Annotated in this window: 19 protein-coding genes; 9 read left to right on the top strand and 10 right to left on the bottom strand. The window is 33.3% G+C overall.

Translation table 11 applies throughout. From position 1 onward, the window contains the following. Positions 1–59 precede the first annotated feature (59 nt). From CLOLE_RS10870 to CLOLE_RS10855, 4 genes are all read right to left on the bottom strand, one after another. Positions 60–260, bottom strand: a complete 201-nt coding sequence (locus CLOLE_RS10870; protein WP_013657163.1) for a YlzJ-like family protein — start codon at positions 258–260, stop codon at positions 60–62. Continuing rightward, positions 257–1,114: a ClpP family protease gene (locus CLOLE_RS10865; RefSeq protein WP_270049143.1), complete on the bottom strand. Its 858-nt coding sequence runs from the start codon at positions 1,112–1,114 to the stop codon at positions 257–259. The genes CLOLE_RS10870 and CLOLE_RS10865 overlap by 4 nt, the downstream gene beginning before the upstream one ends. 43 nt (positions 1,115–1,157) lie before the next feature. Beyond that, positions 1,158–2,354, bottom strand: a complete 1,197-nt coding sequence (dapG, locus tag CLOLE_RS10860; RefSeq protein ID WP_013657161.1) for an aspartate kinase — start codon at positions 2,352–2,354, stop codon at positions 1,158–1,160. A gap of 72 nt (positions 2,355–2,426) precedes the next feature. Further along, positions 2,427–2,672 carry a TIGR03905 family TSCPD domain-containing protein gene (locus CLOLE_RS10855; protein WP_013657160.1) on the bottom strand — a complete coding sequence of 82 codons (246 nt, stop codon included), beginning with the start codon at positions 2,670–2,672 and terminating at the stop codon, positions 2,427–2,429. A gap of 176 nt (positions 2,673–2,848) precedes the next feature. Between CLOLE_RS10855 and CLOLE_RS10850 the strand changes: the two genes are divergently transcribed. The 8 genes from CLOLE_RS10850 to sigK all read left to right on the top strand — a co-directional run bounded on the left by CLOLE_RS10850 (position 2,849) and on the right by sigK (position 10,039). Beyond that, the gene (locus tag CLOLE_RS10850) at positions 2,849–3,829 is read left to right on the top strand and encodes a nucleoid-associated protein (protein WP_013657159.1); all 981 of its coding nucleotides are present in this window, start codon (positions 2,849–2,851) and stop codon (positions 3,827–3,829) included. Positions 3,830–4,030: 201 nt separating this feature from the next. Continuing rightward, on the top strand, positions 4,031–4,903 hold the full coding sequence (gene dpsA / locus CLOLE_RS10845) for a dipicolinate synthase subunit DpsA (RefSeq protein ID WP_013657158.1): 873 nt from the start codon (positions 4,031–4,033) through the stop codon (positions 4,901–4,903). Further along, on the top strand, positions 4,900–5,487 hold the full coding sequence (locus CLOLE_RS10840; protein ID WP_013657157.1) for a dipicolinate synthase subunit B: 588 nt from the start codon (positions 4,900–4,902) through the stop codon (positions 5,485–5,487). The genes dpsA and CLOLE_RS10840 overlap by 4 nt, the downstream gene beginning before the upstream one ends. A 122-nt stretch (positions 5,488–5,609) precedes the next feature. Then, complete coding sequence (locus CLOLE_RS10835; RefSeq protein ID WP_013657156.1) at positions 5,610–5,867, top strand: hypothetical protein; 258 nt, start codon at positions 5,610–5,612, stop codon at positions 5,865–5,867. Between the two features lie 116 nt (positions 5,868–5,983). Continuing rightward, complete coding sequence (gene mltG, locus CLOLE_RS10830; RefSeq protein ID WP_013657155.1) at positions 5,984–7,096, top strand: endolytic transglycosylase MltG; 1,113 nt, start codon at positions 5,984–5,986, stop codon at positions 7,094–7,096. Between the two features lie 165 nt (positions 7,097–7,261). Then, positions 7,262–7,936: an O-methyltransferase gene (locus CLOLE_RS10825; protein WP_013657154.1), complete on the top strand. Its 675-nt coding sequence runs from the start codon at positions 7,262–7,264 to the stop codon at positions 7,934–7,936. After that, positions 7,933–9,186, top strand: a complete 1,254-nt coding sequence (locus CLOLE_RS10820; RefSeq protein WP_013657153.1) for a peptidase U32 family protein — start codon at positions 7,933–7,935, stop codon at positions 9,184–9,186. Before CLOLE_RS10825 ends, CLOLE_RS10820 begins: the two co-directional genes overlap by 4 nt. 190 nt (positions 9,187–9,376) lie before the next feature. After that, a complete protein-coding gene (sigK, locus tag CLOLE_RS10815) occupies positions 9,377–10,039 on the top strand; it encodes an RNA polymerase sporulation sigma factor SigK (RefSeq protein ID WP_013657152.1) in 663 nt (220 codons plus the stop codon). Positions 10,040–10,095: 56 nt separating this feature from the next. Here the strand turns inward: sigK and CLOLE_RS10810 are convergent, their stop codons facing one another. From CLOLE_RS10810 to mtaB, 6 genes are all read right to left on the bottom strand, one after another. Beyond that, on the bottom strand, positions 10,096–11,763 hold the full coding sequence (locus CLOLE_RS10810; RefSeq protein ID WP_041713665.1) for a ribonuclease J: 1,668 nt from the start codon (positions 11,761–11,763) through the stop codon (positions 10,096–10,098). Between the two features lie 27 nt (positions 11,764–11,790). Next, positions 11,791–12,228 (bottom strand): Fur family transcriptional regulator, encoded by a 438-nt coding sequence (locus tag CLOLE_RS10805; protein WP_013657150.1) that lies wholly within the window; start codon positions 12,226–12,228, stop codon positions 11,791–11,793. A 46-nt stretch (positions 12,229–12,274) separates the two neighbouring features. Continuing rightward, complete coding sequence (locus tag CLOLE_RS10800; protein WP_013657149.1) at positions 12,275–12,577, bottom strand: DUF1292 domain-containing protein; 303 nt, start codon at positions 12,575–12,577, stop codon at positions 12,275–12,277. 35 nt (positions 12,578–12,612) lie between these two features. Then, positions 12,613–13,032: a Holliday junction resolvase RuvX gene (gene ruvX / locus CLOLE_RS10795; RefSeq protein WP_013657148.1), complete on the bottom strand. Its 420-nt coding sequence runs from the start codon at positions 13,030–13,032 to the stop codon at positions 12,613–12,615. 47 nt (positions 13,033–13,079) lie between these two features. Further along, positions 13,080–13,331, bottom strand: a complete 252-nt coding sequence (locus tag CLOLE_RS10790; protein WP_013657147.1) for an IreB family regulatory phosphoprotein — start codon at positions 13,329–13,331, stop codon at positions 13,080–13,082. 90 nt (positions 13,332–13,421) lie between these two features. Next, positions 13,422–14,729: a tRNA (N(6)-L-threonylcarbamoyladenosine(37)-C(2))-methylthiotransferase MtaB gene (gene mtaB / locus CLOLE_RS10785; RefSeq protein ID WP_013657146.1), complete on the bottom strand. Its 1,308-nt coding sequence runs from the start codon at positions 14,727–14,729 to the stop codon at positions 13,422–13,424. A gap of 104 nt (positions 14,730–14,833) precedes the next feature. On the opposite strand from mtaB, the gene CLOLE_RS10780 reads away from it, so the two are divergent. Continuing rightward, a complete protein-coding gene (locus tag CLOLE_RS10780) occupies positions 14,834–15,073 on the top strand; it encodes an HPr family phosphocarrier protein (RefSeq protein ID WP_013657145.1) in 240 nt (79 codons plus the stop codon). Positions 15,074–15,101: the final 28 nt, after the last annotated feature.

The following is a 15,101-nucleotide window of genomic DNA, read 5'->3' as shown; positions in this document are numbered from 1 at the left end:
TTAAATGAAAATAGATGTATACATTATTGCATACATCTATTATTATAGCATTCAAAATTCTATTTGATAAGAGCATTTTCAAGTATTTTGCCAGGACGTAAGTCCTCTCTTAAAAAATCTTGAGGATTAGTAGAATAAACACGTTCTAAAATATAACCTTCTGGCGTCTTACACGCTAAAACATGATAACCATTATACTCTATTTCTTGGTATTCTATTATTTCATCTAATCCATAGATAGGTGCTACTGAATACATCATAACTCATTAGCCTCACTTTCTGCTATAAGCTGATGAAGTTTGCTCATAGCTTCTGTTAAACCGCCTAATTCGTCTATGATTTTTTCATCTACAGCTTCTTGGCCTACTAAAATAGTTCCTACATCTCTCGCTAATTTACCCACACTTAACATGAGTTCCTTAAAACGTGTTTCTTCAATGTGAGAGTTTCTCGCTACAAAAGCGACAATACGCTCTTGCATTTGATCGAAGAATTCAAAAGTTTGTTGTACACCTATAACTGTTCCATTCATACGTACAGGATGAATCGTCATAGTAGCTGTAGGTGTAATAAACGAATAGTCACTTGCCACTGCAATAGGAACACCTATAGAGTGAGCACCTCCTAGTACTAAAGAAACAGTTGGTTTATTAACAGAGGCTATGAGTTCCGCTAAAGCTAGTCCTGCTTCTACATCTCCACCTACTGTATTTAAAATAATTAAGATACCTTTAATTTTGGGATCATCACAAAGTCCTACCATTTGTGGAATGATATGCTCATATTTGGTAGTCTTATTTTGTGGTGGTAAACTCATATGTCCTTCTACTTGGCCAATAATAGTAATGCAGTGAATAGGACTTTCACCTTCTTTACCAGGAGGAAGTTGTCCAAATTCCTTAATATTATCAGCTACTTCACCAGCAGGTGGCATATCATTTTCTTCTTGATTTTTAGCGTTATCGGAAGATTGCCCTCCATTCTTACTATTCATGGGTACATCATTTTTTATGAGTACATTCATAGGAACATCATTTTTCATGGGGACATCGTTTTTCATAGGTACATCATCTACAAGATTTCTTTCATTTTTCATGGGCTTGTTCCTTTCCATACATATTATGTTTAGTATGCAAAGAACAAGCCCACTTCATACATTAAAGATTAAATTCATCATGTAAAACATCAATTGCTTTAGAAACCATGCTTTCTCTGATAAGGCAAGAAATAGTCGTTAATGAATCAGCTGTTTGTAAGACTTCAATTTGTGCTTTCGTTAAAGCCTTAATAATACGAGACATAACACCTGGTACCCCGGTCATACGTTCTCCAATAGCTGTTACTTTGGCACAGTCCTCTAAAAGGTCATACTTATACCCCTGTTGCATTAAAAGATTTTCTAATTTATTTTGCTCAGAACAATCAATTGTAAACACTTTATAATTCGGGAAAATATTAATTAAGTCAATACTAATATCCGCAGTTGCCATTCTAGACAAAATATCTTCCTCTGCCAATATATTTTCATGAATTGTAAACTGAACACGTCCATTACGATGAGCAACACTTGTAATTACTTTATGATTAGCTTCTGATTGATAAGGTATAATATTCTGTACAATATAGGTTCCTACTTCATCAGAGAAAGTGTTTTTAATAAGTAATGGAATATTGGCACGCTTAGCATATTCTACTGCACGTGGATGAATCACCTTTGCACCACTATCAGCCATCTGAAAAACTTCATTGTAACTAATGGCTGGAATAATCTTAGCTTTGTCACAAACATTAGGATCTGCAGTCATAATTCCATCGACATCTGTATAAATTTCAATGCGTTCAGCTTTTAAAGCCATTCCTAGAATAGAGGCGCTGGTATCACTACCCCCTCTTCCTATCGTTGTCATCTCACCATCCATAGTAACGCCTTGAAATCCCGCTACTACAGGTGTAACACCGGCTTCTAAAGCTGCCAAAAGCTGATCTGGTTTTGTACATAATAAATCTGCTTTTTTATGATAACTATCGGTTATAATTCCTGCCTGGCCGCCTGTAAAAGCCCGTGCTTTTATACCAGCTTCATTTAATAGCGTGGCCATGGTTACAGCTGAGATAATCTCCCCGCAGGATAAAAGTAAGTCATATGCATGATCGCTCATTTCTCCTGCCGTTTCTGTAACAAAATCAATAAGTGTATCAGTTGCATAGGGAGAACCTTTTCTACCAATAGCAGATACAACAACTACTGGCTCTTCTCCTTCCAATTTAGCTGCTTTAATTTTCTCTACAACCTTATTTCTGCTTTCAGGTGTGGCTACAGAAGTACCACCAAATTTTTGAACAATGATGTGCATATTATTAGGTCCTTTCCCTTGTTATCATTCTAGATTTATATATATTATTGAGGTGGTTAAATTAGAAGTGTCCTATGCTTTGATATATGCTTCTAAGGCTCTTGCTAATTGGTCTGGACAAGAAGTCCCTCGATTGCGGCAATCAATTCCTTTTAACTTGTTAATAACCTCTTCTATTGGCAAACCTTTTACTAAAGCGACTACCCCTAAAGCATTTCCTGGACAACCTCGTATAAATTCAACATTTTCAATATAGCCGTCCTTCACTTCAAAATGAATTTCTGATGAACAAACGCCTGATGTTTTATAAATTTCCATTTTTGTTCACTCCTTATTTTATGTCAATATAATCTTTTGTATTATAGCATAGAGTGCTTTACAAAAAAACCTTACTTGATAACTAAACCAATTTCATCTATACTATTCATGTTTTAATAAGTACTTTGAACACTATTTTATTCAATATATACTGTATAGATTGGGAGATTATCAAAATGAGTATTACCTTCAAACATACAATCATTCATGTATTAGACTTAACCATGAATATGCCACTATTTTCAACTGATTTGTTACTATTAAATGATGAAACGGAAAGCTTTATTACTAGGCATCTTATGAAAATTTTTGAAAGTAGTTCCAGTAGTGATGCTATTTTTAAAGAAGAGGCCTCTTTACCTAAAGTTTTAGAAATGCCTTTAGACACAGAAGCTTTTACAAGACTTTCTCATGAAATGGCAGAAGTTTTTTATCGCTATATGATGGAATATGGCACCATTCCTAGTGGTGATTTAATTTTGACAAGTTTTATGATGGATGGCGGCAACTATCTCGGTATTTTTAAATTAAATTACAAAGAGGAGTTCACACATTTTGTAGAGCATAATGAAGCAGGGGTTGTAGCGCGCATCATAAAACACAAAGGAATTTTTCCTTCTGCTAGTAAGCAAGTAGACGAAGGTGTGATTATTAATACGGATAATTTAAAAGTGATTTTATTAGATGGAACAAAAAGTAAATATCTTTCACTTCTCTTTGATTTAGAGCCTGCACTTTCTGTTAAAGACACGATTAAAGCCATTGAAAAAGTAGCAACTAAAGTCATCGAAGAACATTATGATAACCCAGTAAGTGCACTTACAGAACTCAAGAATAATATTAGCGAAAGCATTGCTCGAACACAAACCATACCTGTTCAAGAAATTATGGAACAAACTTTTGGTAGTGATGAAGAAGTATTTGAAAGCTGCACGATGCAAATGGAGGAATACGGGATTAAAGAAGCTAAGATAGAAATTGCTGATCCCAAGATTTCTAATAAATTTGCTTCTCAAAAACTTAAAACAGACACCGGCATTGAACTTAAATTTCCTACCCATTTATTTAAAGATCCAGACTTTATAGAAGTTGTGAATAATCCTAATGGCACACTTTCTATTGTTTTGAAAAATATTTCTCAAATTACTAATAAATAATGACAATAATTAAAGGACGCTTTTGCTATTTATCAGCAAAAGCGTCCTTTAATTATACAAAATAGCTATTGACTAGAGTCACGATAAAATCTACTAGGCACGCCAATGTTTTATTGAATGTCATTATTATCCAAGCACCAACCTCCTTTTTTCTACATATGTTATAGTGCAGACATTTTATATAGGCTGGAGGATTGAAAGATGGCTGGAATTTCTGTTGCAATTGTAGGTGGTGACCTAAGATTTGTTAGGCTAGCCCAAATTTTGTATGAAAAAGGTTTTATTGTATCTGTATATGGCTTATGCCATCCAGATTTACCTGAAGCTATTCATCATTGTGCTTCAATAGGTGAAATAAAAGACTGTCCTTATATTATAGGTCCTATCCCCTTTTCAAAAGATAATAAATGCGTTTTTACGCCTATGTGTAACACCTATATTTCACTTGAACAATTTTTCTTAGCTGCTACTAACAGCTTCGTTTTAGGTAGTGTACTCAATCCTACCCTTAGAAACCTTTTTAATACACATCATATTAAATGGTGCGATATTATGGAGTTAGATGAAATTGCTATTTTAAATGCTATTCCTACTGCAGAAGGCGCTATTCAATATGCAATGCAAAACAGTGAAATCACATTGCATAATAGTAAATGTCTTGTACTAGGATTTGGACGTTGTGGCAAAATATTAGCGCATAAATTACAAGCTTTAGGAGCTAAAGTTTCCGTAGAAGCTCGTTCAACTAAAGATTTGGCTTATATTAGCACCTATGGCTATAGACCTATTCCATTAGATGATCTTGCGCATTATTTGAATGAGTTTGATTTCATTTTTAATACAATTCCTGTTCGTTTATTAACATCATCTCTTATTGATTTATTTTCTCCAAAAGTTGTTTATATTGAACTAGCTTCTACTCCTGGAGGTATAGATGTTGATTATGCTGAACAAAAGGGCATTAGCTATGTTCCAGCACCAAGTTTGCCAGGTATTGTCGCTCCCAAAAGCGCCGCTGATATTCTCTACCAATGTCTCTTACTCATTTTACGTAATCAGGGGGCTCATATATGAAAAACTTAAATGAATTAAATTTAGGCGTAGCACTTTGTGGCTCGTTTTGTACTTTTGCTAAAACCATTGCCCTTATAGAAGAGCTTGTTAATAAAGGAATAAATGTTTTTCCTATTATGTCTTTTAATGCTTATAACACTTCCACTCGCTTTGGTGATCAAGCTGATGTTGTCTATAAAATTGAAGCATTAACCAATAAATCTATTATTCACACTATTGTTGATGCAGAACCAATGGGACCAAAGGGAATTCTAGATGCACTTCTTATTGCACCTTGTACTGGTAACACCTTGGCAAAGATGACTTATGGTATTACAGATACACCCGTTTTATTAGCTGCAAAGTCACTTATGAGAAATGGGAAACCCATTATCATTGCCCTAGCAACAAATGATGGTGTAGGAGCAAACCTTAAAAATATTGGTCATATGATTAATAAAAAAGATGTTTATTTTGTTCCATTAGGTCAAGATGACACCATTAAAAAGCCGTATTCTCTTGTAGCTGATTTTTCTAAGACGCTTTCTACAATCGAATTAGCGCTTGACCATACGCAAATACAACCTTTCTTTATTCAGTATTAATGAAAAGCAGCACATAAAAGCACAGAGCTCTATGTGCTGTTTTTATATCCTATCCTTATTTGTTGTGTTATACTATTATTAATGCATAGATCACTTGAAAATCAATTAAGGGGTTGATTAAAGTGAACTTTAAAGGTACTGTTATTACACATTGTAATAGGCATTTTGGCATTGCTCTAGTAAGCTATAGTGATTTTCGTCACATAAAGGCTTTAAAGGAAATAAGGAGATACTGCATAAGCTATTTTAAAGACGTACCATTTTTAATTGCTTGTGAAGATGCAGTTGGTAACCCTCTATACCATGGCGATCAAGATTTAATTCAATTATTAGATGAGATTAAACCTTCTAGCATAACATGGGAAGCCCATACAGCTTAAAATTAGCAAGTTATCTATGCATAACCGCCAAAAGAGACTCTAGCTTCGGCTAGAGTCTTGAATTGTATAGTAAAAATAGTTATAATTTTTAAAAGACGTATTCTAAGGAGACTATTATGGCAAAAAAACGTGGGATTTCACGGATTTTAATAAGTACAGTTTTAAGCTTTACCATTTTAATAATTGGCATTGTCTTTTGTTATAAAGCAATTGTTTCTTCTTACAACTATACTTTTAATATTATAGAAAGTGAAGCTATTAGAGAATCAAGCAAAGATGTTTCTAAAATGACACTAACTATTACTGAATCTACAAATCTTGATGAAATTGCAAAAATGCTTTATGTTCAGGGTTTTATTTCTGATATGAAGTATTTTAAATTAGAAGCGAAACTTTATCATGCAACTTCTGGTTACATCCCTGGCAAATATGATATTAGTAGCAATATGTCTAGTACAGAAATTCTCAAGCGTCTTACAACTAGTATTAAAAATGAAGAGGAAACAATTAAGTTTACAATTCCAGAAGGTTATACCATTAATCAGATTGCACAGACATTAGAAGACAAGAATATTGTAACCAAAGAAGCCTTTTTAGATGCTGTTACTAACAAAAGTTACGATGCAGAATATAGCTTTTTAAGAGATATTCCTACTAATGGCAACTATCAGTACAAATTAGAAGGTTATTTATTCCCTGATACATATATTGTTCGTAAAAGTGTTACAGCAGAAGAAATTATTATCATGATGCTTAATCGTTTTGAAGATATTACATCTAAATATGCTGCATATCTTAATAATTCTTCTTATAGTCTTCATGAAATTATAACCATTGCATCTATTATTGAACAAGAAGCTAAATTAAGTGAAGAACGCCCTATCATTTCAGGTGTTATTTATAACCGATTACGTGACCATATGCGTCTTCAAATGTGTTCTTCTGTTCAATATAGTTTAAATAAACGTAAAGCTAATCTTACAACAGATGATTTAGCTAAAGATACACCTTACAATACTTATTTATATGAAGGGTTACCTGTTGGACCTATTTGTATGCCCGGAGAAGATTGTATACGTGCTGCCTTTTCACCAGAAGAACATGATTACTATTATTTTGTTGTAGATGATGAAGAAAAAGGAACACACTTCTTTAGCAGTACCCTTGACGAACATGCTGCAGCTAAAAGTCGTTATAAACAAAATAATGATATTAATTTTACAGAATAATAGATTATTTTTATTTATAAAAGGAAGGTGACTAGTGTCCCTTCCTTTTATAAATTTCAAGGATTTATAGAATTACTTTTCCAAGAGAGTTTGTATTTACCTCTTGAATTCATAGCATTTTTCCTTTATAGTGGCATAAGAGAATAAATTAGAAAGGGTCTTATTATGAGTGAAATTAATTATAGCTACATTGTTGAATATATCAGGGCGCTTCATGAAGTACCCCGCTCTTCTCTTTTAGCCAATATTGAGCATCAAATTGCTATAGAGGCTGAAACCTGGCCCATAATTAAACCTGAGGTTGCAGATTTTATCAAAGTACAACTTTCATTAGTACAGCCAAGTACAATACTGGAAATTGGAACCGCTGTTGGGTATTCTTCTATTTTTATGAGCAGTTATTTAAAAGAAGGTGGCAAAATCACCACGCTTGAACGCTTTGATTATATGCTACGTCAAGCACGTAAAAATATTAAAGCCGCTGGTCTTGAAGATACCATTGAAATTATCGAGGGTGATGCAGCTATCACTTTAACACAATTACCTAGTGAAAGCTTTGATGTTATTTTCATGGACTGCGCTAAAGGACAGTACATTAACTTTTTACCTGAATGTATCCGTTTATTAAAACCAAATGGACTACTTATTACAGATAATGTACTACACAAAGGAACGGTAGCACGTTCACGCTACTTAATCGATCGTAGACAACGTACGACACACTCAAGATTAAGAGAATTTTTATGGACTATTACTCATAGTGATACACTCAGATCAAGTGTTATTCCTATTGGTGATGGTGTTGCGCTTAGTTACAAAATAGGAGGAACAGAAAAATGAGTCATCAAAAAAAAGTTGAATTATTAGCACCTGCAGGTAGTTTAGAAAATTTAAAGATTGCTGTTTTATATGGTGCAGATGCTATTTATATTGGAGGAAATAAATATGGTCTTCGTGCTAAAGCGAAGAATTTTACTCCTGAGGAAATGAAAGAAGGTATTGAGTTCGCTCATGCTCATGGTGTACAAGTTTACGTTACTTGCAATATCTTTGCTCACCATCAAGACTTTGAGGGGATGAAAGAATACTTCCTTTACCTAGAGTCTATTGGTGTAGATGCACTAATTGTAGCAGATCCTGGTGTATTTAGCATTGTACGTGAAACAGTACCTCATATGGAGGTTCATATTTCAACACAGGCGAATAATACTAATTACCACACTGCTCTCTTCTGGGCTAATCAAGGCGCTAAACGTATTGTTACAGCTCGTGAACTTTCTTTCCCTGAGATTAAAGAAATGCATGATCATTTACCAGAAGATATTGATTTAGAGTCTTTCGTTCATGGTGCTATGTGTATGGCATACTCTGGACGTTGCTTACTTAGCAATTATATGACCCATCGTGATGCTAATCATGGAGAATGTGCCCAACCTTGTCGCTGGAAATATAGTGTGGTTGAAGAAACAAGACCAGGTGAATATATGCCAATTGAAGAAGATGAAAGAGGCACTTATATTTATAACTCTCGCGACCTTTGTATGATTGAATATATTCCAGAACTTATAGAAGCAGGTATTTATAGCTTTAAAATTGAAGGACGTATGAAAACACCTTTGTATGTAGCAACAGTTGTTAAAGCTTATCGTGAAGCTATTGATACTTACCTCAATAGTCCTGAAGAGTTTGAGGCTAAGAAAGATTACTTCTTAACAGAGGTAGGTAAGGCAAGCCACCGTGAATTTACAACAGGTTTCTATCAACATAAACCAACTGAAAAAGATCAAACTTATAGTCATAACTCTTATGTTCGTAATTATGACTTCTCTGGTATGATTAAGGACTATGATCCAACTACTCAAATGGTAACAGTTGAACAACGTAGGAAGTTCTCTGTAGGTGATGAAGTTGAAATTCTTGTTCCAGAAGGACCTTTTATTCCTGTCAAAATTGAGGCGCTGTACGATGAAGAAGGTAATGCTATTGAAGCGGCACCACATCCAAAACAAATCATTCGTTTTAAATGTGAGCAACCTGTTCCTGTACCATCTATCCTACGTAAATTTGAACAAACAAGATTTGAAGAATAAGAATTATTAATAATGGTTCTATAAAAAGCAGTATACGGATTATATACTGGTTTGGAACAATCATAAATAGACGTAAGTGTATACTTACGTCTATTTATGATGTATTTAAAATTTTTTAAGTACGGGCACCATTTCTACTTTTAGTTCATACACTAATTATGAACCCTTTCTCCTGGAGGTGTGCCTTATTATGCTACCACTCTTCTGTTTTTCCTATTTCAGTAGCATTTCCTCTTTTCCTCAGCCTCTATCAGCTGAAGAAGAAAAGCACTATTTAGAATGTTATCAAGATGGCGACGAAGCTGCAAAGAACATATTAATTGAAAGAAATTTAAGACTCGTGGCACACATTGTCAAGAAATATAATAATATTAATAATGATGTAGATGATTTAATTTCAATAGGCACCATTGGACTCATTAAAGGTATTAGCTCCTTTGATCCAAATAAATGTACGAGATTAGCTACTTATGCTGCACGCTGCATTGAAAATGAAATCCTTATGAGTATTCGTGCAGGACGTAAACAACGTTATGAAACCTCTCTTCATGCACCTATTGGCATGGATCAAGAAGGTAATGAAATTAGCTTACTTGATATTTTATGTACAGAAAATGATACTATTTTTGATCAAGTAGATTTAGACATTGAGGTACGAAAGCTTTATCAACATATTCGTATTTTACTTAAGCCTAGAGAAAAAGAAATACTATTACTTCGTTATGGACTTAATAATCAAGAAGAAAAAACACAACGAGAAATCGCTGAACAAATGGGGATTTCTAGATCTTATGTGTCACGTATTGAAAAAAAAGCTTTAAAAAAACTTTGTAAAGAACTACAAAAGAAATAATAACTATATAAAATAAAAAAACTCACTATTCTATCATTAAATAGTGAGTTTTTTATTTAAACTTCCATAATAATTGGAAGTATCATCGGACTACGTTTAGTTCTTTGCCATACAAATTCACGTAAGTCATCTTTAACAATTGTCTTAATCTGTGACCATTCTACGATATGCTTATCTTCACAGCGATCTAAAGCTTTTCTTACTACTGCTTTAGCTTCATCCATAAGATTTTCAGCTTCTCTTACATAAACAAACCCTCGTGAAATAATATCTGGACCTGCTACAACCATACCTGATTCCTTTTCTAAAGTCATGACTACAATGAGCAGACCATCTTGTGAAAGATGTTTACGATCACGTAAAACGATATTTCCTACATCTCCTACACCTAAACCATCAACTAAAACTTGACCAGATGGTACATTACCAACAACTTTAATATTATCAGGTCCTAGTTCAATGACTTCTCCAATAGATGGAATAATAATATTATTACGTTTCATACCTAATTCCATAGCAAGTTCAGTATGCTTTTGTAAATGTCTGTATTCACCATGTACTGGGATAAAATATTTAGGTTTAATTAAAGTATGAATCAGTTTTAATTCTTCTTGAGCCGCATGACCAGATACATGAGTATCTTCACGAATAACTTTGGCACCTTTTTTACAAAGTTCATTAACGACTTTAGAAACTGTTTTTTCATTACCTGGAATTGGTGTTGAACTTAGGATAATAACATCTCCTGGTTTAATATCAATTTGCTTATGATCAGAAGTAGCCATTCTGGAAAGAGCAGCCATAGGTTCTCCTTGACTTCCTGTCATAATAAGTACCACTTGATCATCTTTATAACGTTTTACATCATTAATTTCAATCAGTGTGTTTTCAGGAATAGTGATATATCCTAATTCACTAGCTGTTTTTACTACATTGACCATACTTCTACCAATAACTGCTACTTTACGCTTATATTTATAAGCAGCATTTACAATTTGTTGGACACGGTCGATATTAGAAGCAAAAGTCGCTACCATAATACGTTTGTCTATATTATTAGCAAAAATATCTTCAAATTTAGCCCCTACCATTTTTTCTGATTGTGTATAACCTGGTCTTTCAACATTTGTACTATCTGCCATAAGTGCTAATACTTTTTTTCTACCTATTTCTGCTAGACGGTGTAAATCTAATGTTGCACCACTAATAGGTGTAAAGTCAACTTTAAAGTCTCCAGTATGCACTACGATACCAGCAGGTGTCCAAATAGAAAGCATAACTGCATCTGCAATACTATGATTTGAACGAATAAATTCTATTTTAAAGTTAGAACCTAATTTAATCGTTTCTCCTTGCATAACGCTAATACGCTCAGTTGTACGCAATAAATTATGTTCTTTTAGTTTATTTTCTACTAGCCCTATTGTTAATTTTGTGCCATAAATAGGTACATTTAATTCTTGAAGCACATAAGGTAATGCCCCAATATGGTCTTCATGACCATGAGTCAGTACGATTCCTCGTACTTTTTGAATATTTTTCATGACATAAGTAATATCAGGAATAACTAAATCTATTCCAAGCATTTCATCTTCAGGAAATGCTAATCCGCAATCTACTATGAACATGTCATCTTCATATTCAAATAGTGTCATATTCTTTCCAATTTCGCCTAATCCTCCAAGAGGAATAATGCGCAATTTACTTTTAGCTTTTTTGGGTATCAAAGCTACACCTCCATTATATATCGATTATTCTTTTTGTTCACAATCCTTACATACGCCATAAAACATAACGTTGTGATCATGAATTTTAAATTTGTATTTCCGTTCAATTTCTTTTTCTATCTCTTCTAATAAATCATTTTCTACTTCAAACACCTTATTGCAAGATTCGCAAATAAGATGATGATGGTGATGCACTGTATCTTCTGAAGAAAGTTCAAAACGACTACATCCATCATCAAAATTTAAGCGATCTACAATACCCATCTCCTCAAAAAGCTGAACTGTACGGTAAACCGTAGCTAGTCCAATTTCAGGATAATTTTCTTTAACAAAATCATAGATTTCTTCTGTAGATAAATGCTCATTACAATGTTTAATTAAGACGTCTAATACACTTCTACGTTGCAAGGTCAGTTTACAACCTTTTTGTTTTAATTTTTCTTTAAATTGTGCAGCGTTCATTGCTATCAGCCTCTCATTCTCTCAATTTTATACCATCATAAAAAGGCTATAACTCAATATCATACTCTTCATTTGTCATAAATTCTACAGCTGCCTTTTTGAATTCATCTTCGTCTTCTACAAGGGCATATTCTAATTCTTCATTTTTTTCATTAATTTGTTTTAAAATGGTGGAGATGTCCTCTTCATCAACAACTAATATATATTTAATGTTGTCAATAATCACTTCATCTATCACTTCAAATAAAATCTCCTCGCCTGTTTCTTCATCTACAAAAGAGATTTTTTCAACTACTTCTTCCATATTATTTTCATTCATCGGTGTATTTTCACCTATTTTTTGATCCATAATAGTTCCCTTCTTGTTTTCTTAAGCAATAGTCATTATTGCTTAGCATCTAAATAATTTTGTAAAATAATAGTTGCTGCTAGTTTATCAATAACGTTTTTTCTTTTTTTGCGACTCATATCCGCTTCAAGTAATACTTGTTCCGCAGCTACTGTACTTAAACGTTCATCCCATGTTTCTACAGGAATCTTAAGCTTATTTTCTAATTTTTCCTTGAATAAAAGTGTCTTTTCACCTCTTTCCCCTAAAGTATTATTCATATTTTTAGGAAGTCCGAGAACAATCTTTTCTACCTTATAAGCCGTACAGATTTCTTCAATTCGCTTCATTGTTGCTTTAAGGTGCTCATCCTCTTGTCTTCTTATAATCTCTAAGCCTTGTGCAGTCCATCCCATTGGATCACTAATGGCTACACCAGTTGTTTTTGTTCCGAAATCTAAACCTAATATACGCACATTGTGCCTCCTATAAAAAAGCTGTAGAGTTCCCCCTACAGCCACTTTTAGCGTTTAAGATAATAAGTTACTAGTTCTTCTAATATCTCATCTCTTTCTAACTTACGAATCTTGTTTCTTGCCCCATTATGGCTCGTAATATAAGTTGGGTCTCCGGACATAATATATCCTACTATTTGATTAATGGGATGATAACCTTTTTCTTCTAAAGCAACATAAACATCCATTAATATTTCTCTAGTTGAGGCTTTTTCTAAACCCTCTAAATGAAATTGCATTGTTTCATTCATATTTTCCATCTTGCTCACCTTCCAATAGCTAAACCTTGTATAACTAAAGTATACCATAATTTGTAACAAAACTATAGATAAAAATAAAAAATATTATTTTTATCTAGTTATGACATGTCCTACCAATAAATGTTCATCCTTAATAGCATCAATTCTTACCTTTTGGATAGTGTTTTCAATGGTTTCATTTCCTAATACTTGAACTTTTAAATAATTACTTGTATAACCCGTTACTTCATTTTCATGATGTTTTTCAAATAACACCTCTAGTTCTTTGTCAATAAACTGTTCCATATATGCTAGGCGTAATGTTTTTTCTACTTCTGATAAAACCTTAGCTCTATGCTCTTTTATTTCGGGTGCCACTTGTGCTCTCATTTTAGCAGCTGGCGTTCCTTCTCTAGGTGAAAATGGGAAAATATGAATTTGTGCAAGATGAACATCTTTTACAAATTCAACTGTTTCTAAAAATTCCTCTTCAGTTTCTCCCGGGAAGCCAACAATAACATCTGTTGTAATAGCTACATCTGGCCAAAGAGTACGTAATCTCTCTACACTAGCTTTATATTCTACTGCTGTGTATTTGCGATTCATACGTTTTAAAATCGTTTCGCTACCGCTTTGAAGAGATAAATGGAAATGATGGCAAACCTTTGGCATTTCCTTTAATGCATAGATAAACTCATCTGTAATAGCTACAGGTTCAATAGAACTCATTCGGATACGTTCAACACCTTCTATTTCATGTACACGCTTTAGTAGTTGAATTAAATCAGTATTACCTAAATCTTTCCCATAAGCAAGCACATGTATTCCTGTCAAAATAATTTCTTTAAAGCCAAGTCCGACTAGCTTGGTTACTTCTTCAACAACCTGCTCTTCTTTTCTACTTCTTATTTTACCACGTGTATAAGGAATAATACAATAACTACAATAATTATTACAGCCTTCTTGAACTTTAACATAAACACGCGTACGTTCTCCCATATCTGAAATGTGAAGTTCTTCAAATTCACCTACATCCATAATATTTGAAACCGTATTAATGGTTTGTCTTTTTTCCTTTTCAAAGTTGTCTACCAAATCTACGATTTCATTTCGTTTATTGGTTCCAACAATAATATCTATTTCTTCTACCTGGTCTTTTATTTTATCCGCAGCAATCTGAGCATAGCATCCCATAGCTACTAAAATACTGTCTGAGTTAATTTTCTTTGTCTTCCTTAACATTTGTCTACATTTTCTATCACTTAAATGAGTAACTGTACAAGTGTTGACCACATAGACATCTGCGTATTCGTTAAAATCTACAACTTCATAGCCTTGCTCTTTGAATTTTTCTAGCACGGCTTCTGTGTCATATTGATTTACTTTACAACCTAATGTATAGAACGCTACTTTTCTCAAATTCTCACCTCTTTTTATTGACATTCTTTGTTCCAAAATATATGATACAAGTAGCTTAAGAAATAGAAATCAAGCTACTTATTCTACAACTTATGGGGGTAATTATGAAATCTGTGTATATTTCTCTTAATTCAATTGAAAAAGTTAAACAATTTGTCAATCTCATTAATGCTTATGATAGCGATTTCGATCTCTCTTCTGGTCGTTATATTATTGATGCTAAATCTATTATGGGTATTTTTAGTTTAGATCTCAGTAAAGCATTAAGACTTGACATATATAATGATAGTTGTGCAGATGATTTAATCACAGCACTTAAACCTTTTATAACTGAACCAAACTAAATATGATAAAAAGTCCATTTTAATAAAA

It is taken from the genome of Cellulosilyticum lentocellum DSM 5427 (assembly GCF_000178835.2).
In the GTDB taxonomy this organism is placed as follows: domain Bacteria; phylum Bacillota; class Clostridia; order Lachnospirales; family Cellulosilyticaceae; genus Cellulosilyticum; species Cellulosilyticum lentocellum.
This window is presented reverse-complemented; position numbering and strand designations above follow the sequence as displayed.